Below are 20,247 nucleotides of genomic sequence, written 5' to 3'. Positions count from 1 at the left end.
TGTTGCTATGTGGTTGTGGATGATGTTGGTCGGATAGGTATGTTGATGGCGTCGGGCCCTCACCTGTGATGGCCCGGAACGCTGGCGAGCAGCCGCTTCGTGTAGTCGTGCGCGGGGTGCGTGAGCACCCGGCCGACCGGGCCCTGCTCGACGAGTCTGCCGTGTTCGATGACGGCCACCCGGTGCGCGATCTGCGAGACGACGGACAGGTCGTGCGTGACGAACACGTAGCTCAATCCCAAGTCGTGCTGCAGGTCGATGAGCAGATCGATGATCTGCGATTGGACGGTCACGTCGAGCGCGGACACCGGCTCGTCGAGGAACAGCGTGTTCGGGCGGATGGCGAGCGCTCGTGCGATGGCGACGCGCTGGCATTGCCCGCCGGACAGTTCCTTGGGTTTCGCGTCGAGCACGTTCGCCGGCAGTGCGACGCGGTCGATGAGCTCCGCGACGCGACGGCGGCGCGACGCACGGTCGCCTTCATGGAACGCGTTGAGAGGCTCGGCGACGATTGAGGAGATCTTCTTGGTCGGATCGAGCGAACCGAACGGGTTCTGCTGCACGAGCTGGAAGGTGCGGCGCGCTTCGCGCAGCGCACGGCCGCCGGTCTTGGTGATGTTGACGCCGTTGACTTCCGCGTAGCCGTGTTCGGGTTTTTCGAGTCCGAGCGCAATCTTCAGCAACGTGGATTTGCCGGAACCGGATTCGCCGACGATGGCGAGCGTTTCGCCGCGTGGCGCGCTGAGCGTCACATCGTCGACCGCCGTGAACGTGCGGGACTCGCGGGCACCAGACCCGTCTGCGGTGGTGGCCGTGCGGGTCTGGCCGTGGCGCAGCGTGAACTGTTTGGTCACGCCATGCCAGCGCACGGCCGCATTCCGTGTCGCGTCCGTCGCGGCGTCGTCCGCCTCTTCCGCTTCGGTGTCCGCCGCCGCGGAAGCGGAAGCACCGGCCGCGGAGGCTTCGTCGAGGCGGTGCGCGGGCGCCGCCTCGAACAGGTCGATCGTGTACCGTTGCCGCGGGTGCGCGATGATGGCGGAGGCGGTGCCCTGTTCGACGATTTCACCGTTGCGCATGACGACGATCCTGTCGGCACGGTCCGCGGCAACGGCGAGGTCGTGCGTGACCATGAGCAGTGCGAGTCCTTTGGCGCGCACGAGCTCGTCGATGCGGTCGAGTATCTCCTTCTGCACGGTGACGTCGAGCGCGCTGGTGGGTTCGTCGGCGACGAGCAGTCGCGGGTTCCCGACCAGCGATTCGGCGATGAGGGCGCGTTGTTTGAGACCGCCGGACAGTTCGTGCGGGTATTGGCGGGCCCGCAGGGCTGGCTTGTCGAATCCGGCTTCGCCAAGCAGCTGTTCGACGCGAGCCTGGAGCGCATCACCGTCAAGATGTTCCTTGAGCCGGATGATGAGTCCGAGCTGACGGCCGATGGTGAGCGTCGGGTCGAGACTGGTCTGCGGGTCCTGCGGAATGAATCCGATGGTGGTGCGGCGCACGTCGAGCCATTGCCGGTCATCGGCCTTGAGCAGGTCGGAGCCGTCGAGGAGCACCTGGCCGGCGGTCGTCGCGCTGTCGGGCAGGATGCCAAGCACGGTGCGGATGATCGTGGATTTACCGGAGCCGGATTCGCCTACGATGGCGACGCGCTCGCCTTGCGCCACGGCGAAGGTCACGTCGCGCACCGCATCGACGGTGCGGCGGCGGGAGGCGTAGGAGACGCGCAGGTCGACGACGTCGAGCAGCGCAGGCTGTGCACCGGCGGGTGCGGCGGTGGTCGCTTCGGTCATTTCAGCTCCTTCTTGACGGCGTTGCCGAGCACGGTGATGGCGAGCACGGTCGCGACGACGACGAGTCCGGGCAGGATCGACAGCCATGGCGCGGTGAGCAGGTAGTCGCGGCCGTCGTTGATGAGCGAGCCCCATTCCGCTTCCGGCGGTTTGACGCCGAAGCCGAGGAAGCTCAGCGTGGCGACGGCCATGATGATGCCTCCGAAGTCGAGCAGGGCGAGCACGGCGACCGGCCCGATCGCGTTGGGCAGGATGTGGTTGACGACGATGGAGGCGTCCGAGGAACCGCTTGTGCGCGCCGCCTCGATGTAGTCCTCCTGCTTGACGCGCAATACCTGAGAGCGTGTGGTGCGGGCGAACGTGGGGCAGATGCCGACGCCGATGGCGATGGCGACCGGCAGTGTGCCGAAGCCGATGGCAGTGACGATGGTGATGGCGAGCAGCAGTCCGGGGATGGCGAGCCAGACGTCGACGAACCTCATGAGCAGGGCGTCGAGGACGCCGCCCGCGTATCCCGCGATCACGCCGAGCGCCAGACCGGCGATTACGGCGATGGCGAGTGCGACGAGGCTCGCGGTGATGGTGGTGCGGCCTCCGTAGACGACGCGGGTGAACACGTCGCGCCCGAGTTTGTCGGTGCCGAACCAGTGGGCCGCGGACGGGGCCTGCATGCTCTGCGCGGGCGCCGTGGCGTATGGGTCGGCGCGGGTGAACCACTGGGGCAGCAGCGCCGAGATCAGCACGAGCGCCACGTACAGTGCGGCGAACGAGGCGACCACATGACTGCGGAGCAGGGTGCCGAAGCGGCGCAGCGTCTTGGTGACGCGGCCGGTGCGGCGGCTTGCGGCCGTCGTCTTCCTCACTTCGTCGATGATGTGCGTGTTCGGTTCGGGACGGGTCAGGTCAAGCGTCAGTTGGGTTGTCATGTCGGGCCTCCTTGGGCTCAGATGCGGATGCGCGGGTCGAGCAGCGGATAGATCAGGTCGACGATGAGGTTGACGAGGACGAACGCACCGGCGGCCAGTACGACGGCTCCCTGTACCACGGGGACGTCCTGCTGGGTGACGGCCTGTTGGATGAGCATGCCGAGACCTTGCCTGGCGAAGATGGTTTCGGCGATGATTGCGCCGGTGAACGTGTCGCCGACGAGCAGTCCGAGGATGGTCAGTGACGGCAGCGACGCGTTCTTGACGACGTGGTGGAGGATGACCTGCGTGCGGCTCAGGCCATGGGCTTTGGCCACCACAGCCTGCGGGCTTTCCAGCACGGCGTCGAATTCGCTGAGCAGCAGCTGCCCGAGGAGCGCGCTGGTGGGGATGGCCATCGTCACGGTCGGCAGCACGAGGCTCTTCCACCCCTGCATGCCCATGGACGGGAACCATCCGAGCGAGAAGCTGAACACCTGCATGAGCAGCAGCGCCACCCAGAAGGACGGAACGGACATGCCGATCACGGGAATGGCTCCGAGCACGTTGCGAATCACGCGGCTGCGGGTGAAGACCGCCGCGAAGGCGAGGGCGAAGGCCAGAGCCACGGCCACGACCAACGCGAGCAGACTGATGGCGAGCGTGCTGGACACGCGGGATGCGATGAGCGGCAGTACCGGCTGGCCCAGCGTGTAGGAGGTGCCGAAGTCGCCGTGCAGGGCGGCGAGCAACATCGTCAGATACTGCTGCACCGGACCGGCGTCAAGCCCGTACGTGTGGCGTAGCGTGGCGATCTGGTCGGCGTTGAGGGACCCGATGTCGGTGCCTTTGGCCTGCAGGAGCAAGGCCAGCGGATCGGCGGGCAGCAGGTTCAGAATGATGTAGCACACGGTGTATGCGGCCCACAGCACCAGCACCGCCTGCCCGATACGTCCCAGCACGTACCACGGTTTCGATGTCCTCATCGGATTCCCTTTCGCTTATTTCCGACCGGCCGCCGTCACTGGGCCTTCCACAGGTCGTGGAAGTCGCCGAACGATTCCGCGGTGAAGCGCAGTCCGTGTACTTTGGAGGACAATGCGACGTCCTGGGAGCGCTCGTAGACCGGGATGATGACGTTCTGCTTGCTGATCGTGTCCTGTACGCCCTCGTAGATCGAGGTGCGCTCCTTGGTGTCGGTGGCGGAAGTGCCCTTGTCGAACGCGGCTTCGATCGTGGCCTGGGTGTCGGCGTCCTGCGTGTTGCCGGAAATGGCCTTGAACGTGGCGTAGCGTTCGTCGAGAAGCGTGTTGATGGCGCTCTGGTCGGCGCGCGTGTAGGTCAGCGACACCAGGTCGTATTTGTTGGCGTTGGTGAGCGTCGTGTATTGGGCACTGGTGACGACCTTGATCTGGAAGTCGAATCCGGTCTGCTTGAGCTCGTCCTGCAGGAGCTCGTAGCCATCGTCCTTCGTCGAGGTGAGGAAGGTGACGGTCAGCTTTTTGCCGTCCTTGTAACGGTAGCCGTCGTCGCCCTTCTTCCAGCCGGCCGCGTCGAGCAGCTTGGCGGCCTTCGCCTTGTCGAACTCCACGCTGGAGGGTTCGGCCTTGAAGCCGGGCGTGGTGGAGCTGATGACGCCCTTGACGTTCGGGTAGCCGTCACGGAACACGGTCTTCGCGTAGGTGGCGCGGTCGATGGACAGGCTCAACGCCTGACGCACGTCGTTGTCGGAGAGGATGCCCCCGTTGCGCACGTTCGGGAACAGACCGAACGTGGCGCCCGGCAGCGGCCTGCTTTCCACGGTGCCGCCGACCTGCTTGATCTGCGACAGCTCGTTCGAGACGAGCGGCTTGTCGGAGCCGGACCAGACGACGTCGGCGGTGCCGGCGGCGAGGTTGCCGAGACGCACCGAGCTTTCCGACACGTAGGAGATGACGATGGAGTCGAGGTAGGCGTCGCCCTGATGCGCGGCCAGCGGCGAGGACGACGTGTAGCCGGTACGCTTCTTGAGCGTGAGACCGCTCTTCGCGTCGTACTTCTCGATGGTGAACGGGCCGGTGCCGACTACCTGGCCGTCGCAGCGCTGCTGCGGCGTGAGCTTGGCGGAGGCGCGCGAGATGATGCCGAGCGTCGGCGTGGCAAGACCCTGCAGGAAGCTGGCGTTCGGAGCGGAGAGTTCGAACTTGACGGTGTGGTCGTCGACCTTGCTCACGCCGGTGAGGTTCTGCACGTAGAATCCGCCCACCGTGCCGGGCTTCTCCTTGAGGGTGGCGAGGTTCTCGGTGAAGGTGTCCACCACCGCATCGGCATCGAACTTGGAGCCGTCGGAGAAGGTCACGCCGTCCTTGAGGGTGAAGGTGTAGGTCTTGCCGTCGTCGCTGATGGTCCAGCTCTTGGCAAGCCACGGCTTGATCTCGCCGGTCTTCGGATCCTGGTCGACGAGCGAGTCCACGTAGTTGCGCACGATGGTACGCGACTGGGTCCACGCGGTCTGGAACGGGTCGACGCACTGGAGGCTGTCCGGGTCGGTGACGAGCGTCACCGTGCCGCCCTGCTGCGGGCTGCCTGCATCCTGACCGGAGGCGGTCGCCGCGGCGGGATCGGAACCGCACGCGGCGAGCATCGCGAAGGCCGCCACGGACATGCCGGCGGCGGCGATTCGCCATGTGCGCTTCCACGTGCTGTTCGAGTCGATTCTGGTGTTCACGGTGTGTCCCCCTTGCGGTTCACGGATAAGTCGTGTTGATTCCCCCGACCTGTTTCGTTTCCCCTTCGCAGGTCGTAGGGCACAGCCTACCAGCGTGAACGGCGGCAAACCGCCCGTCCGTTATCGCGGTTCCCACCCACCGGCATATAAGGAAGGTTTATAGATGATAGTGATGCAATAAATTAGATTTATATCAATGTCGGGCGTAGTCGGCGCGCAACGGAGCCAAGCCGTGCCGCACCCTCGACGAGATCATCACGCGAGGCATGTGCGAAGGAGAACCGGGCGTAGGCGGCATGCACACCGGAACAGGAGCGGCCGCGCACACCGCCCGCGAGGAAGAACGCTTCGCCACCAAGCGGATTGACGCCTTCAGCGGCGAGTTCGCGGGCGACTGCGTCATCCTCCACGCGCAACCATCGCGGCAACCTCGCCCACAGGAAATACCCTCCCTGAGGACGGACAACATCGATGTCTCCATAGAGCCGGTCCTCGAGCGCATCCATCAACACCGTGGCCTTGCCCGCATACACGCGACGCTCATGCGCCAGCAGATCGTCCACCCACCGTTCATCCGACAGCATCGAGACGAGCGCCGCCTGCGTCACTGCCGAAACGCCGCCATCGACCGCAAGCCGATATTCGGCGATACGGCTCACAAGCGCGGGATCGGCGATAAGCCAGCCGACGCGCAACCCCGGGCCAAGCCATTTCGAGAACGAGCCGATCTCCAGCAGAGGACTGCCCGATGCGCCGCGCGCCTCCTGCGGAAATTCGGCCGGCTCACGGGAGAACCACAATTCCCTGTATGGATTATCGGCAATGACCGGCACGCCGTACCGGCCGGCCACTTCAACAAGACGACGCTTCACACGTCCGGAAGAGACACGCCCCGTCGGATTCTGAAAATCGGGAATCGTGTAAATCGCCGCATACCGTCGCCCCGCTGCGAGACGACGCTCCACCTCATCCACGTCAATGCCCTCATCAGCCAATCCGACTCCTTCGACATGCACACCGAACCGTCGGAACGTACCCGCCCACTGCGGGAAGGAGGGATCCTCCGCCAACACGACATCGCCGGGATCCGCCACAGCCATCATCGACAGGAAAATACCTCCCATCGCACCGTTCGTCACAATCACGGACTCCACGGGCACGCCACGTCGCCGCGCAATGATCTCACGTAACGGCCGCAGTCCATACGGCGACGGGTAAGTCAGGGACTCATGCGAACGCAACGCATCGGCGAACGCCGCTCCGATGCGCGCATATGGCAGCACATCGTCGTCCGGCAGTCCCGCGGCGACGTCCACGGGGCGTACACCTGTACGGGCGTGGACTGCCCCACCGCGCAGGGATTCGCCTGAATGCAGCGCGTCAAGGATTCTGGAGCGGCGGATGTGCGCGGACGTGACGGCGCCGGCGACTGAAACGGCACTCATGGTCACACCCACTTGCCGGGGTTAAGGATGCCGTGTGGGTCAATAGTCCGTTTGATGGCGCGTTGGAGGGCGAGATTGTCTTCGCCGACCTGCCCTGGCAGACGGTCCTTGAGCTCCAGCCCGATGCCGTGCTCACCAGTGATCGTGCCGCCGTTGGCGAGCACATAGTCGAACAGGCGACGATTCGCCTCCACCAACGCCGGCGGCATCGTTTCGTCCGAGGAGCGTTTCGGCAGGATGAATCCGGTGTGCGTATTGCCGTCGGCCAGATGCGCAAGCACGGTCAGCCGGGCGTGCGCATCGTTCGCCCACCGCCCGAGATTGCGGAGGAAATCGGACAGATGATCCAACGGAACCGCCACGTCACTGCCCGCCATCCACGCCTTGCCACGCGGGAACGCCTTGCCTGCTTTGCGCAGGCCGAGGAACTCTTCCGATTGGGCATCCGTCGCCCTGATCGCCGTGACCCCGGTCTTGCGCAGTGCCTCCTGCAGCACATCCGCCTCCCGTATCGCCGCCGAGCCGTCCGTGGTGATTTCGATGAGCCAGCGCGCGCCCTGCGCGGTCTCGCCGAATATATCGAGATCGGCGGCGTCAGGCGGTGCGGACATAAGCTCCATCGAGGCCGGACGCACAGGAGCCGCAAGGGCCGCGTCCAACGCATCGCCGACTCTGTCCAGGCCAGAGGCGAACACGACAATCCGAGACGACCCCTGCGGGATGGGCAGAAGGCGCACCGTCACGGCGACGACCACGCCGAGCAACCCTTCCGATCCGGTGAACAGCGAAGTGAGATCGAATCCGGCCACGTTCTTCATGGTCGGTCTTCCTGTCTCGATGATGCGCCCGTCGGGCAGCACTACGGTCAATGACAGCACCGAGTCGCGAGTCACCCCGTATTTCGCGCAGTTGATGCCACCCGCGTTGGTCGCCACGTTGCCGCCGATGGTGGAGCGGTCACGGCTGACCGGATCGGGCGCATACCACAGTCCGTATTGGGCCGCGGCTTCGTTGATGCGCGCGTTGACGACGCCCGCCTCCACGACCGCGTAATGTCCGAGCGGATTGATGCAACGGATGCGATTCAGCCGGTCGGTGAGCAGCAATACGCCCGGCCTGTCAATGGTGGACAGGCCGCCGAGACCGGTACCTGTGCCGCGTGTGAACACGGCGATGCGCCGTTCGTTCGCCAGCCTCAGGATGATGCTCACCTCATGGGCTGAACCGGGCAGGAGCACGGCGAACGGCTCCTGCTCCCGGCTGAAGGCGTGATGGTGGGATGCCAACAACTCCCGGATCCGTTCCACTTCGGTAACGACGACACGGCTTCCGAGAGCGTGCAACGCCGCGTCCAGAAACTCGCTCCTGGCGTCGGAGTCCACGATGGTTTCGGCCTCCCCTGCCGCGTCCATACCTTGCACGCGCGGTGCGGGCGCCACCGACGCGGAAGGCACGGAAGCTTCCGCCGTAGGTATCGCGTCTACAGGTACGACTGATGTCATGATGTTTCCCCCCTGATCATTCGTCGCATGGGCCCCATCCCATGCGGTTGTGCACGACCATAGCGGAACGGCGCACGCAGACCGGCCGGGCGGCTATAGCAATCTCTTATGGGCTCTTACGGGCCCCGGATTCCCACGCCACGATTATCCGGTAGATATGACCAGCAGCAAGACCATCGCGCAGATTCGGAACGAGGCCGCGGCGTCGCCCGTGCCGGAGCGGCAGCGGCGTGAAGGTCACCAATCTCTATGCGGCGTTTCTGGTGACGGCAATCCAATCGCCTGCCGACGGCGGCGAATGCGTGGCGCATCATACCGCGTTCATGGATGAACGGCGACAATGCGCATGACAGCACGGCCATGGCAACAGACAAAGCACCGCCATGACGACACGAACATGACGGCGCCGGCATAGCCGCACAACTGCAACCGCACGACCGCAACCACACGAACATGAAACACAACCACGGCAATACGGATACGGCCGCATCGGGAAAACCGCACTGCTGGACGAGTTCTCTTCGGGCAAGAGGACCCTGTACTTCACCGCGAGACAGCAGACCGCAATCGCGAATCTGAGGGACTTCTCCCGGAAGATATACGAGTTCTTCAGCATGCCGGCCTCACTGCCCGCGTTCACCCTCTGGCAGGACGCCTTTGATTTCATCGCGGAACGCCTGCGCGGGCAGACGTCGAAACCGATGCTGCTCATCTTCGACGAATTCCCGTACGCCGCGATGAGCGATGCATCGCTCCCTTCGACGCTGCAGATCGCCATAGACCATGGCTTCAATGACACGAACCTGATGCTGGTGCTGTGCGGCAGCAACGAAGGATTCATGGAAAGCGAGCTGCTCGGGTACAAAAGTCCACTGTACGGACGAAGTACCGGCCAGTTGCGACTGGCCGCGTTCGACGCGTTCGACGCGGCCCTCATGCTGCCGGACGTCACGCCCGAGGACGCCGTGCGGTATTACGCCACGTTCGGCGGAACCCCCTATTATCTCAAGCAGGTGCAGCCGTCGCTGACCTATGAACAGAACGTGGAGGAGCTGCTGTTCGACACCAGCGGGCTGCTGTATGAAGAGCCTCTGATGCTCATGCACCAGGAGCTGCGCGACCCCGCCACCTACAACTCGGTGATGAACGCCATAGGAGCCGGAGCCACCAAGCAGAACAAGATCGCAGACCAGGCGGGACTGACGGCGGCAAGCCGGGAACCGCGTAAAGATGTAAAGACGCAAAGACATGACAGGCATCGAGGAGGAACCATGACGCCCGCCTCGTGCTCGTGGACGGCGCCGAACACGAACAGGACTTCTGGAGCCGCGAGGTGCTGGACGCGATTTTCACATTCATCCGCGAGCGCGCCTAGCCCGCGCACGCCTAGCCCGCGCACGCAGCGAATCGCACTTTAAGTTTAGTACGATATACTAAAGTACGATATTGCAAATAAATGCTGAAGTTGAAGGCGGATCATCCATGTCCAAGTCATCCATGTTCATAGGGCGCGGCGCGGAACTGGCTCAACTCCAGCGCGCATACGATTCCGACCGATTCGAGTGCATCGTCGTATACGGCAGACGTCGCATCGGCAAGACCACGCTCATCAACCATTTCCTCGCGGACAAGCCCGCCATCTTCTTCTCCGCACTCGAAGCCACCATACAGGGCAATCTCGCCACGCTCAGCGGCGCCATCTCCGCTTATCGCAACGGTAATGGATTCGACGCCGACGCCCCCATCTACCAGGACTTCCAAAGCGCCGTCGAATCCGTGTTCGCCATGTCGCGGAACAAGCGCCTGGTGTGGGTCATCGACGAATACCCGTTCCTCGCCCAAGCAGACCGCTCGGTATCGTCGGTGCTGCAGCACGCCATCGACCGGCACAAGGACGACAGCCACCTGATGATCATCCTGTGCGGCTCAAGCATGTCATTCATGGAACGGCAGGTGCTCGACTACAAGAGTCCGCTGTACGGCCGCCGCACCGGATCCATACGCCTTATGCCGTTCACCTTCGACGAGACACGCGAATACACCGGCACACTCGCCAAAGAGCATTCCGCAATCGCATACGGACTGACCGGCGGCGTCGCACAATACCTTGAATGGCTCACACCGACCGACGATATCCAAACGACGATCAGGGACAACATGCTCTCCCCCTCGTGCAACCTGTTCGACGAACCATACATGCTGCTGCAACAGGAGGTGCGCAAACCCGCCGAATACAACGAAATGATCAGCAACATCGCCACGGGGGCATCCCGCATGAGCGACATCGCCTCCGCCAGCCGCATGCCCACCGGCCAGGCGCAGACCTATCTGACGAACCTGATCGACTTGGGGATTCTGGAGAAGGAGACCCCTTTCGGCACGAAGAACCACCGACGGCCCCTGTACAGGGTCAAGGATCCGTTCTTCCGTTTCTGGTACCGCTACATCCCGCGCAGCATGTCGGCGCTGCAGGCACGCCGTCTCGATTCGGTAGCCTCCCGAATCATGGACGACCTGCCCCGGTTCATGGGGCAGGTATTCGAGGACATCAGCACGCAATGGCTGTGGGGCCGCGGCTACGACCAGCTTCCATACCCCATCCTGCAGGCCGGACGCTGGTGGGGTTCCGACCCGGAAACCCATCAGCAGGAGGAAATCGACATCATCGCCACCGGAGATGCTCCGGACAAAGCCGTCTTCTGCGAATGCAAATGGCGCAACGACCCCGTCGGCGAGACCGAATACCACACCCTCCGGCATCGCAGCGAACTGCTGCCCTATCCCGACCGGCACTACATCCTGTTCTCCAAAAGCGGATTCACCGACAACCTCAAGCGCATGGCCGAAAACGACCCCACCATACAACTGGTCGCATTCGCCGATATGACCGACTGAGCCGCCGGCGAAACCGCCGTATTCCCCGCTATGCGGTGACCCCCTATGCGGCGAGAGGCGTCAACGCGGCGCGGTAGATGAAGTCGACGGTCTTGTCGAACGCATCATCCGAGGCGAGCGCGTTGCCCAGAGCGGTGCCGCCGGAATAAGAGACTGTGCCTGAGACGGGGTGCGCCGAGGTGAGCACGCGGGGCACCGTGGGCAAGCCGATCGAATGTCCGGCACCCACATAGTCGAGATGGGTCACCTCATAGGGGTGCCCGGCCGCCTCGAGCTGGTTCTTCACGTACCGGGACGCGAACGAGGCCGGCCACACCTTGTCATTGGTACCGGAGACCAGCAGCACCGGGCCATTGATGTTCTCGACATGGATCCTGGCGCGTTCGACGTGCTCCCGCGAGCGCTGCGCGTCGATGAACACCGTGTTGCGCCCGTTATGGTCCTCATAGCGGGGCACGTTGTGCAGGAACGGGTTGCCTTCCACATACGGGTTGTCGTGGAACAGGTTCGGCAACGCCTCGCCGCCGCGAATCCACGCCGGATCCTTCCAGTCCGCCTCGGGTGCCTTGGAGGTCTGCGCGCTGTGCACGAACGCACCGGGTGTGTACGCCACCGCTCCGAAGATCTTGTCAGGCAGCAGAGAAGCGAGCAGCAGCGTCAGTTCACCGCCACGGGACTGTCCGGAGACGATGACGCGATCGTTCAACGCCGTCCCCAAGGAGTGCAGGTAATCGAAGCCCTTTTCGAAGTATTCGATATGCGTTTCGGAAATCCATGGCGACAGATGCTCCGCATTGAAGTACGCCAACGTCAGCGTCTGGATGCCCACGCTGGCGTACAGGGCGGCGCGATGGTCCGAGAAGCCACCGTCGGAACCGTTGAGCAGCAACACCGTCGGGTATGGACCTTGTGTCGCGGGCGTGTACAGATGGCCTTCGATCTCGCCGGACAGCACGGTCCTACGCACACCGTCGGTGAGAAACCGCTGCGTAAACGTCGCCGTCTCGCTTTCCCCCTGCAGTGTGGAGACAGTCAACGTGGTGATGAGCGGCTGGTCGGGGGAAGCGGAGAACGATCCGTTCGCCACGCCCTCTTCCGGGCTTTGCGACCATAGGGGCGTGTCATAGCCCTTGGCGTCCCCGTCACCCCAGACCGGTGCGGTCGTATCGAGATCGACTGTGCCGTCGAGACCGGTCAGATAGTAGTTGCGGCTCGACCATGCGCCGTGCGCCCGCTCGGTGCGCGCGTCCACTACGATGATTGTGTTCGGTTCGTAATCGGAGATGACTATGCGGCGCGGAGTGCTGATGAGCGCGTCGCGCGGCGTGATGTCGATGGTCATGATGGTTCCCCTTCTATTGTTGTTGGCACCGATATCGGTGTGATGTCGGAGTACGGCATCCGTCAGAGCCGGATGTCTGGAATGGAATTGAGCAGTTGGCGCGTGTACGCCTCCTGCGGGTCGTCGATGATCGTCGTGGCGTCCCCCTGCTCGACGATTCGACCGGAGTGCATGACGGCGATTGCATCGGCGATATGCCGTACGGTCGCCAAATCATGCGAGATGTACAAATAGGCCACTCCCCGCTCCTGTTGCAATCTCAACAGCAGGTTGATGATCTCGGCTTGGACGATGACGTCCAATGCGGAAGTGGGCTCATCGAGCACAATCAGTTCCGGGTCAGGAGCGATGGCGCGCGCGATGCAGATGCGCTGCCGTTGCCCTCCTGAGAACTGGTCGGGGTAACGGTCCAGACTGTCCTGCGGCAGTTTGACGAATGACAGCGCGTCACGAATGCGCCGTTCCGCCTCGTCGCCGTCCACGCCGATGACGTGCAGCGGTTCCAACATGGAGCGCCGGATAGTGAACCGCGGATTGAGCGACCCGTAAGGGTCCTGGAAAACCGCCTGCACCTTTCCCGCGACCCCGCGGCCACGGGAGTAGGCAAGCCGTTCGCCGTGGAACCGCACATCCCCCGAATCCTCATGCTCGATACGCAGGGCGATCCGGCTGAGTGTGGATTTCCCCGAGCCTGATTCACCCACGATGGCGGTAGTCGCGCCTTTCGCGACATCCAAAGAGACATCGTCCAACGCCTGGACACGGTAGCCTCCCCTGCCTCGGTAGGATTTGCTGATATGGTCCAGGCTCAGCAGAATGCGGCCATCCGATAATGCCTCACCCATGGGAGACCTCCTTCGTTCCATCGTCGGTTTCGTGCGGCCGCACGGACGACCATGCACCGCCCTGGCCGATGTCGAACGGGGATTTCGGCCTGTCCCGCACCGATGGCACGGCACGAAGCAACGCTTGCGTGTAGGGTTCCGGATGGTTCGCAAGCACATCATGCACTGTGCCATGCTGCACGAGACCGCCGCGATACAGCACAGTGACGCGATCCGCAATCTGCGAGACGACCGCCAGATCATGGGAGATGAATGCGATGCCGATGTCGGTAACCCTGCGGATCTCCCGGAACAAGTCCAAAATCTCATGCTGAACGGTGACATCGAGCGCGCTCGTGGGCTCATCGGCGATGAGGAACGTGGGCCTAGGCGCGAGCGCCATCGCGATGCACACGCGCTGCCGCTGCCCTCCGGACAACTGATGCGGGTACATGTCCGCCCGACGCTCCGGTTCGGGGATGTGCACCCTGTCGAGGATCTGGATCGCGCGGGCCCGACGCTGATCACGAGGCCAGCCGGCGAGTTTCAGCGACTCTTCGATCTGCCTGCCCACAGGCAATGTGGGGTCGAGCGCCGAGGACGGCTCCTGGAACACCATGCTTCCCACACCTCTGCGTATCGGAATCCAGTCATGCTCATGGGCCGCAGCCATGTCATGGCCGGCGATGCTGAAGACGCTGGCGGAAAGCCGGGCGTTCTCGGGCAGCAAGCCGAGAAGGCTCAATCCCAGCGTGCTCTTGCCGCTTCCGGATTCCCCGACGATACCATGGATCTCCCCCGCACGGATGGTGAAGTCGATGTCGCGCAGAGCGAATCCGCCGGCTCCCGTATAGGCGATGTTCAACCCCGATGCCGAGACGACGTCATGCCGATCACTCATATAAGACTCCTTCCCGCCGTCCCGTCACACGGCCAGTTTGCGCTGCAGACCGTCGGCGAGCAGGTTCCACCCGGTGGCGAGCGCGAAGATGATCAGCGCCGGCGCCACCAGCAGGAACGGTGCGGGCTGCATGTATACCTGATTCTCGTAGAGCATCCTTCCGGCGGAGGGTACCGGAGGCTGAATGCCCTAACCAAGGTAGCTGAGCGCCGCTTCGAGCACGATGATGCGCGAGGCGATGTTAGCCACTTGCACGAGCAGGGTCGGATACGCGTTGGGGATGAGGTACAGGAACATGATGCGCGCACGGCTCACGCCCTGCTGACGTGCGAGCACGACGAAGTCGCTGGTGTTGACCTCGATCATCGCGCCTCTGGCCACACGAATCACGGATGGCACATAGAGCACGACCATGGCGATGATGAGCTGGACCGTCCCTGCCCCCAGCACCACACGCAGCAGCAGGACGATGAGGATGCCCGGGATGGCGAGGAACGCGTCAGCGAAACGCATGATGAGCTCTTGGACGGCACGACCGCCGCTGATGGCGGCCGCGGCGATGACCACGCCGATGATTTCGGCGCTCACCGCGGCGGACGCCGAAGTGCCCAATCCCAACAGACCGGATTGCATGACGCGGGTGAAGACGTCACGGCCGATATTGTCCGTGCCGAACCAATGGACGGCGTTGGGCGACTCCAATCGGCCGCCGACCGAATCATAAGGGTCGAACGGCGGCGCGACGTTGGCCCACACGGACAACGCGAACACGACCACCAGTATGCCCAGCCCGATCCACAGGGAAAGGTTGCGGACATGTTTCGATGACGACCGCATTTATCACACCTCCCCAATCCGCGGATTGATGACGGGGTACAGGAGTTCGATGACGAGGTTCATCGCGATGAAAATCACTCCAATCACGAACACGGCACCCTGCACGCTGGGATAGTCGGCCGCGTTGATGGACTGGATGAGGAACTGCCCCATGCCGGGAATCGAGAACACGTTCTCGATGACGACCGTTCCCCCGACGAGCGCGGCGAGATGCAGGCCCACCACGGTGCTCAACGGTATGAGCGAGTTTCTGAGGCTATGTCCCGACACCATCTGGCCACGGGTCAGACCCTTCGCACGCAACGTGACCGCATACGGACGTTTGAGATCCTCGATGACGTTGGCGCGCAGATACCGGATGAGTTCCGCCGCGAACGGGAACGCCAGCACCAAGGCGGGCGCCAACATGAGACGCAGATTATCGAACGGATCCTGGGCGAACGACACGGCGCCGACGAGACGCAACCGCAGCGTGCGCGAGTTCGTAAGCACAATGGCAAGGCCAATCACGAAGCTCGGCATGGCGATCGCGAAGAACGAGCATGCTCTGATGACGGCATCCTGCCATGCGCCTTCCCTGCGACCGGCGACCAACCCGAACGGAATGGCGATGGCTAGAGCGATCAGCGTCGAAAGGACGGACAGCTCGATGCTGTAGGGCAGTCGTTTGGCTATCTGCGATCCAACACTGTACGGCTGGGTCAGGGAGTCGCCGAAGTCACCGTGCAACAGTGCGCCGAACCAACTGGCATACTGGACGGGCCAAGGCTTGTCCAACCCCAGTTGGGCGCGCAAAGCGGCTATCTTCGTATCACTGGGTATGCCCTGCGTATCGTAGTAGCCGGCCAATGGGTCGCCCGGTACCAGACGCACCATCAGGAACACGATCAGCGAGAGCACGACCAGCACGAACACTGTCGAACCGAGCTTACGCACGGCATAACGCCCATATGCGCGGAATGCAGACGGCAACGGAACCTCCCTATGCGTTTTTCACCGAGGGCACGGCCATGACGGCCGTGCCCGATGCGGATCAGTGCTCGATCCAGGTGTACTTGAGATTGGCGCGGGCGTCTTCGGAATCGGTGGAGAAGCCATGAACCTTGCTCGACCACAGCTGGGTGTTGAGCGGCGTTGCCAACGGGTTGAGAATCAGCACCTTGTCCGCCACTTCGGTATTGAGCTGATCGAGCTGCTTGGCGCGTTTGGTGGCGTCCGTCTCCTTGCGGGCCTGGGCGAGGATGGACTTCGCCTTCTCGGCGTCGGCGTTGCCCTGCCAATGCGACACCTTGCCGGAGTCATCCAGCCAGGAATGATAGCTGGATGCCGCATCGGCACCCTTCGTGCCGACCACCCAGACCAGCTCCGAGGGGAAGTCGGCACCGGTGGTGAACACGTTCTGCACCTCGGAGTACGGCACGCCATTAAGCTTCAGGTTCACACCGACCTTGGAGAGCTGCTTAGCGATGAGCTGCAGGATGGCCACGTCGGTCTGCGACGAGGCGTCGCTGCCGTAGGTGATGCTGATGGTCAGATTGTCGGCACCGGCCTGCTTGAGCAGCTTCTTGGCGTCATCCGGATCGTACTTGTAGTAGGGCGTCGAATCGTTCGGCTTCGCAAGTTCGTTGAAGGCCGGCGGTGTGGCGAACGACAGCGCGCCTTCGCCGTTGGCTCCGAGCTTGATGAGCTGCTCGCGGTCGATGGCCTCGGAGATGGCGCGGCGGACGCGCACATCCTTCAATGCACCATTACCGTAGTTCGGATCAATCCAGATGGAACGCGCCGAAGTGAACTGGTCCTTACCCTTGGTGAATCCCGCGTTCTGGGCCTGCGCGGCGAGCTCGGAGTCCCAGAACCATGCGGCGTCGACACTGCCCTGCTGCACCAGCGAAAGCAGCGTCTGCTCATCACCACCGGTGACCTTGAAATCGATGCCGTCGAGGTAGGGCACGCCCTTCTCCCAGTAATGCGTGTTCTTGGCGAGTTTCAGGTCCACACCGTGGTTCCATTCCTCGACGGTGAACGGACCTGTGCCCACGGTCTGCGTCTGTCGGGTCTTCGAGTCCGCCTGTTCATACCAGCTCTGCTTGACGATGAAGTAGCCGCCGGTCCTGCGTGAGATGAGGTTGAGGAAGCTTGGGACCGCCTCGGTGAACGTGAATTCGACGGTGTGGTCGTCCACGGCCTTGATGTCCTTGAGATTGGCAAGCGCCTCGTCGCCCGCCCCGTTGACCTCCTTGTGGTGTTTGAACGACCACACCACATCGTCGATGGTCAGCGCGGACCCGTCGGAGAACTTCACGCCATCGCGGATCGTGAACCGGTAGGTGGTGGGATCGGGCTGTTCCCACTTGGTGGCGAGCGCCGGCTCGAGTTTGCCTGAATCGTTCTTGACCACCAGCGTCTCATAGGTGAGCGCCAATACCGCCGTCGAGCGGTAGACCGATGCCACATACGGGTCAAGGCCACCGTTGCCGGGTTCGCTACGAGAGCCCCAAATCAGGGTGCCGCCTTTCTGAATGGATGAGGCGTCGCTTCCGACGGAGCCTGAGGCATCTCCATCACCCGCGCCCGTCGAGCCGCATCCGGCCACGAGCAGCGAGGTGAGCACCAATCCCGCTATCGCGGCGATCGTCCTTCGTGTCTTCATATGATTCCCCTTCTGGTTGCATGAGCGGGTAAGCAGGCTCATATATGGAACGCCGTTACGTAAGCGACGGCAGCGAACTGACCGACGCGACGCCGGCTTGTATTCCCCCAATTGATTCGTCGGGCGCCTATTCCCCCGAAGACGCGACCGACCTCACGCGAATCGGCGAGCGGTCACGGCCGCATGGTGCGGATGATGATGGGCTGGGACATGCTGCCCGGGCCCAATGGCATGAACACCGGCGCATCGGGGTGGCCGGACCGTTCGGAACAACCAGACCGTTCGGAGCGCGGAAGAGACCGGGAGACATCGGAGCATCCGGCCCCTTCCGCCCCCGACCGCGGATCCCGCGCGACGGGCTGGTAGTCCAATCCGAGAATCCTGATCAGCGTCCCCAACATCGGTGTCCCCCAATTCGTGAACGTCGCCAAAACGGCGTTGATAGCCAATATACGCGACCGGCGCAGCCCCCGCCTGCGCGCGGCTACCCGATTTCACTATGGCTCGTCATCGACTATCCCTATGGCCGCGAACCGAAGCGCCGCAACGCATACGCGCCACGGCCTCGATAGCCGCGTATAAACAGCGCCTATAGGTTCCGACGCATTTCCGCATGGGCAAACCCGTATATTGAGGCGCAGTTCGCGTCACCACGCGCGAACGGTTGGGGAAACGCATGGGACGATGCCGGCGGCCACAAACCGCCGGCACATCCATGCAACGAGATTTTCACGAAAGAGACGGGGACCAATGGCCTTGCAACTGCGTTCGATCGGCTACGGCATCAAGGGGCGCACCATCCTCGATGGGGTGAATCTTGAGGTGGAGGCCGGCAGGACCGCCGTCATTCTGGGGCCTTCCGGCGTGGGCAAGTCCACGCTGTTGAAGAACATCACGTTCCTCAAGCCTCCGGCCAAGGGCAGCGTCTCGTTGGACGGGCGCACGGTGGAGGCCGGATCCGCCAAGGCCGCCGACGTGGCATGGCTGCGTCGCACCATCGCCACCGTGTTCCAGACCTATCCGCTGTTCAACCACCGCACCGTGTTGGAGAACATCGTCGAACCGCTTCGGCTCGTCCATGGGCTCAAGCGCGACGAGGCCGAAAGGCTGGCGAAGACCAACCTCGAACAGCTGCGATTGGGAGAGAAGTTCAATTCCATGCCGCGCGAACTGTCCGGCGGCGAGAAGCAGCGCGTGTCCATCGCCAGGGCGCTGGCCGCCAAACCCAAGGCCGTGCTGTTCGACGAGCCGACCTCCGCGCTCGATCACGCGCTGGTCGGCGAGGTCTGCCAGACGATCCGCGATCTTGAGAACAAGGGCATCGCCAACGTCGTGGTCACCCACGACATCGACTTCGCCCGCCGTCTCGACGCGGACGTCTACGAGCTCAACGGCACGCTGCGCCCGTTGAGCAGCGTCGACGAGTTCATCGCCGGACGCTGACACGCGCCGCATCCACCGCCGCGCCGCACCCGCGCGGGCAACCACGTGCCATACACGCAACCACATGGCAAGAGAGGGGAACATCATGTCGCACATCAACCACACGCCGCTCCGTCTGAGCGCCCCGGCGATCCGCAAGGCCGTCGCGCTCGTCTGCTCCGCCGCCACGCTCGTCTCGCTCGCCGCCTGCGGCAACTCCGCAGCGTCCAGCTCCGGCTCCGGCGACGACGCGAACGCGAAGACCATCAGCATCGCAGTGGCCGCGAACTCCAAGCCGCTGAGCTACACCGACGACAACGGCCAGCTCGCCGGTTACGAGGTCGACGTGCTCAAGGCCATCGACGAGGACCTCAAGGACTACAAGTTCACCTACGAGGCGGTCGCCGACGACGCGGAGACCGTGGGCATCGACTCCGGCAAGTACGCGCTCATCACCGGCGGCTACTTCAAGACCGACGAACGCGTGAAGAAGTACCTGATTCCGGACGAGACGACCGGCATCTCGCTGATGAAGATCTACACGCTGCCCAGCGAGAAGGACATCAAGTCGCTCGACGACCTGCACGACAAGAAGGTCGCCCCGATCTCCCCGGACGGCGGCGTGAACAAGCTCGTCACCAAGTACAACGCGGCCAACCCGGACAAGGCCATCACCGTCACCCACCAGGACAACGTGACCATGGCCCAGAACTTCCAGGGTCTCGTCGACAAGAAGTACGACGCGATCATCGAGCCCGAGCAGAGCTTCGACGTGAACGCCATCAAGAAGAGCCTCGGCGTGGACTTCCGCGCCACCGAGCCGGTGGAGGTCGACCAGCAGTACTTCCTCGTCTCCAAGAAACAGCCCGAGTTCTTCAAGGAACTCAACAAGTCCATCACCAAGATCAAGAAGGCCGGCAAACTGAAGGAGCTGTCCGAGAAGAACTACGGCGAGGACGTCTTCAAGTACGACACGCAGGCCACCGCCCAGCAGTGACGTTCCGGTCCGTCGGTAGGTGTCCGGCAT

Annotated in this window: 17 protein-coding genes and 2 pseudogenes; 6 read left to right on the top strand and 13 right to left on the bottom strand. The window is 63.3% G+C overall.

Going from position 1 to position 20,247, the window contains the following annotated elements; translation table 11 throughout:
- Window positions 1-59: 59 nt before the first annotated feature.
- The 5 genes from BFAL_RS05385 to BFAL_RS05365 all read right to left on the bottom strand — a co-directional run bounded on the left by BFAL_RS05385 (window position 60) and on the right by BFAL_RS05365 (window position 6,685).
- Window positions 60-1,790, bottom strand: a complete 1,731-nt coding sequence (locus BFAL_RS05385) for a dipeptide ABC transporter ATP-binding protein (RefSeq protein WP_055427404.1) — start codon at window positions 1,788-1,790, stop codon at window positions 60-62.
- Window positions 1,787-2,716, bottom strand: coding sequence for an ABC transporter permease (locus tag BFAL_RS05380; protein WP_082440393.1), 930 nt, complete (start codon window positions 2,714-2,716; stop codon window positions 1,787-1,789). Before BFAL_RS05380 ends, BFAL_RS05385 begins: the two co-directional genes overlap by 4 nt.
- A gap of 17 nt (window positions 2,717-2,733) precedes the next feature.
- Complete coding sequence (locus BFAL_RS05375) at window positions 2,734-3,681, bottom strand: ABC transporter permease (protein ID WP_055427403.1); 948 nt, start codon at window positions 3,679-3,681, stop codon at window positions 2,734-2,736.
- A 35-nt stretch (window positions 3,682-3,716) separates the two neighbouring features.
- A complete protein-coding gene (locus tag BFAL_RS05370) occupies window positions 3,717-5,402 on the bottom strand; it encodes an ABC transporter substrate-binding protein (RefSeq protein WP_055427402.1) in 1,686 nt (561 codons plus the stop codon).
- Window positions 5,403-5,590: 188 nt separating this feature from the next.
- Window positions 5,591-6,685, bottom strand: coding sequence for an aminotransferase-like domain-containing protein (locus tag BFAL_RS05365; RefSeq protein WP_236691682.1), 1,095 nt, complete (start codon window positions 6,683-6,685; stop codon window positions 5,591-5,593).
- On the opposite strand from BFAL_RS05365, the gene BFAL_RS11570 reads away from it, so the two are divergent.
- Window positions 6,632-6,772, top strand: a complete 141-nt coding sequence (locus tag BFAL_RS11570) for a hypothetical protein (RefSeq protein WP_236691683.1) — start codon at window positions 6,632-6,634, stop codon at window positions 6,770-6,772. The two genes, BFAL_RS05365 and BFAL_RS11570, sit on opposite strands and share 54 nt — an antisense overlap.
- Window positions 6,773-6,849: 77 nt before the next feature.
- Here BFAL_RS11570 and BFAL_RS05360 read toward each other — a convergent pair whose 3' ends face one another.
- Window positions 6,850-8,349 carry an FAD-binding oxidoreductase gene (locus BFAL_RS05360; RefSeq protein ID WP_082440391.1) on the bottom strand — a complete coding sequence of 500 codons (1,500 nt, stop codon included), beginning with the start codon at window positions 8,347-8,349 and terminating at the stop codon, window positions 6,850-6,852.
- A gap of 485 nt (window positions 8,350-8,834) precedes the next feature.
- Here BFAL_RS05360 and BFAL_RS11565 point away from each other — a divergent pair.
- The 3 genes and pseudogenes from BFAL_RS11565 to BFAL_RS05350 all read left to right on the top strand — a co-directional run.
- Window positions 8,835-9,353, top strand: a pseudogene (locus BFAL_RS11565) (AAA family ATPase); the annotation flags it as partial.
- Between the two features lie 269 nt (window positions 9,354-9,622).
- Window positions 9,623-9,724: pseudogene (locus tag BFAL_RS10975) on the top strand (alpha/beta hydrolase); the annotation flags it as partial.
- A 107-nt stretch (window positions 9,725-9,831) separates the two neighbouring features.
- Entirely contained in the window at window positions 9,832-11,244 is a 1,413-nt protein-coding gene (locus BFAL_RS05350; RefSeq protein WP_236691678.1) for an ATP-binding protein, read from the top strand.
- A 43-nt stretch (window positions 11,245-11,287) separates the two neighbouring features.
- Here the strand turns inward: BFAL_RS05350 and BFAL_RS05345 are convergent, their stop codons facing one another.
- From BFAL_RS05345 to BFAL_RS05325, 7 genes are all read right to left on the bottom strand, one after another.
- Window positions 11,288-12,586: an acyl-CoA thioester hydrolase/BAAT C-terminal domain-containing protein gene (locus tag BFAL_RS05345; protein WP_055427398.1), complete on the bottom strand. Its 1,299-nt coding sequence runs from the start codon at window positions 12,584-12,586 to the stop codon at window positions 11,288-11,290.
- A 62-nt stretch (window positions 12,587-12,648) separates the two neighbouring features.
- The gene (locus tag BFAL_RS05340) at window positions 12,649-13,431 is read right to left on the bottom strand and encodes an ABC transporter ATP-binding protein (RefSeq protein WP_160319037.1); all 783 of its coding nucleotides are present in this window, start codon (window positions 13,429-13,431) and stop codon (window positions 12,649-12,651) included.
- A complete protein-coding gene (locus BFAL_RS10650; RefSeq protein ID WP_082440390.1) occupies window positions 13,424-14,311 on the bottom strand; it encodes an ABC transporter ATP-binding protein in 888 nt (295 codons plus the stop codon). Before BFAL_RS10650 ends, BFAL_RS05340 begins: the two co-directional genes overlap by 8 nt.
- 24 nt (window positions 14,312-14,335) lie before the next feature.
- Entirely contained in the window at window positions 14,336-14,467 is a 132-nt protein-coding gene (locus BFAL_RS11715; protein WP_269082765.1) for a hypothetical protein, read from the bottom strand.
- Window positions 14,468-14,500: 33 nt separating this feature from the next.
- A complete protein-coding gene (locus BFAL_RS05335; RefSeq protein WP_055427397.1) occupies window positions 14,501-15,148 on the bottom strand; it encodes an ABC transporter permease in 648 nt (215 codons plus the stop codon).
- A 3-nt stretch (window positions 15,149-15,151) separates the two neighbouring features.
- Window positions 15,152-16,120 (bottom strand): ABC transporter permease, encoded by a 969-nt coding sequence (locus tag BFAL_RS05330; protein ID WP_152973549.1) that lies wholly within the window; start codon window positions 16,118-16,120, stop codon window positions 15,152-15,154.
- Between the two features lie 61 nt (window positions 16,121-16,181).
- Window positions 16,182-17,798 carry an ABC transporter substrate-binding protein gene (locus BFAL_RS05325; protein WP_055427395.1) on the bottom strand — a complete coding sequence of 539 codons (1,617 nt, stop codon included), beginning with the start codon at window positions 17,796-17,798 and terminating at the stop codon, window positions 16,182-16,184.
- Window positions 17,799-18,548: 750 nt separating this feature from the next.
- Here BFAL_RS05325 and BFAL_RS05320 point away from each other — a divergent pair.
- Both BFAL_RS05320 and BFAL_RS05315 read left to right on the top strand, forming a co-directional pair.
- A complete protein-coding gene (locus tag BFAL_RS05320; RefSeq protein ID WP_055427394.1) occupies window positions 18,549-19,241 on the top strand; it encodes an amino acid ABC transporter ATP-binding protein in 693 nt (230 codons plus the stop codon).
- Window positions 19,242-19,326: 85 nt separating this feature from the next.
- Window positions 19,327-20,217, top strand: coding sequence for a transporter substrate-binding domain-containing protein (locus BFAL_RS05315; RefSeq protein WP_055427393.1), 891 nt, complete (start codon window positions 19,327-19,329; stop codon window positions 20,215-20,217).
- Window positions 20,218-20,247: the final 30 nt, after the last annotated feature.

The organism is Bifidobacterium aesculapii, assembly GCF_001417815.1.
Taxonomy (GTDB): domain Bacteria; phylum Actinomycetota; class Actinomycetes; order Actinomycetales; family Bifidobacteriaceae; genus Bifidobacterium; species Bifidobacterium aesculapii.
Note: the sequence above shows the minus strand (reverse complement) of the source record. Positions and strands in the feature narration are given on the sequence as shown.

Bases quoted from the DNA above. Each gene is read 5' to 3' on its own strand.
- BFAL_RS05385 (WP_055427404.1), bottom strand. From the start codon at position 1,790: ATGACCGAAGCGACCACCGCCGCACCCGCCGGTGCACAGCCTGCGCTG.
- BFAL_RS05320 (WP_055427394.1), top strand. From the start codon at position 18,549: ATGGCCTTGCAACTGCGTTCGATCGGCTACGGCATCAAGGGGCGCACC.
- BFAL_RS05325 (WP_055427395.1), bottom strand. From the start codon at position 17,798: ATGAAGACACGAAGGACGATCGCCGCGATAGCGGGATTGGTGCTCACC.
- BFAL_RS10650 (WP_082440390.1), bottom strand. From the start codon at position 14,311: ATGAGTGATCGGCATGACGTCGTCTCGGCATCGGGGTTGAACATCGCC.
- BFAL_RS05345 (WP_055427398.1), bottom strand. From the start codon at position 12,586: ATGACCATCGACATCACGCCGCGCGACGCGCTCATCAGCACTCCGCGC.
- BFAL_RS05335 (WP_055427397.1), bottom strand. From the start codon at position 15,148: ATGCGGTCGTCATCGAAACATGTCCGCAACCTTTCCCTGTGGATCGGG.
- BFAL_RS05380 (WP_082440393.1), bottom strand. From the start codon at position 2,716: ATGACAACCCAACTGACGCTTGACCTGACCCGTCCCGAACCGAACACG.
- BFAL_RS05360 (WP_082440391.1), bottom strand. From the start codon at position 8,349: ATGACATCAGTCGTACCTGTAGACGCGATACCTACGGCGGAAGCTTCC.
- BFAL_RS05350 (WP_236691678.1), top strand. From the start codon at position 9,832: ATGTCCAAGTCATCCATGTTCATAGGGCGCGGCGCGGAACTGGCTCAA.
- BFAL_RS05375 (WP_055427403.1), bottom strand. From the start codon at position 3,681: ATGAGGACATCGAAACCGTGGTACGTGCTGGGACGTATCGGGCAGGCG.
- BFAL_RS11715 (WP_269082765.1), bottom strand. From the start codon at position 14,467: ATGCTCTACGAGAATCAGGTATACATGCAGCCCGCACCGTTCCTGCTG.
- BFAL_RS05340 (WP_160319037.1), bottom strand. From the start codon at position 13,431: ATGGGTGAGGCATTATCGGATGGCCGCATTCTGCTGAGCCTGGACCAT.
- BFAL_RS11570 (WP_236691683.1), top strand. From the start codon at position 6,632: ATGCGAACGCAACGCATCGGCGAACGCCGCTCCGATGCGCGCATATGG.
- BFAL_RS05315 (WP_055427393.1), top strand. From the start codon at position 19,327: ATGTCGCACATCAACCACACGCCGCTCCGTCTGAGCGCCCCGGCGATC.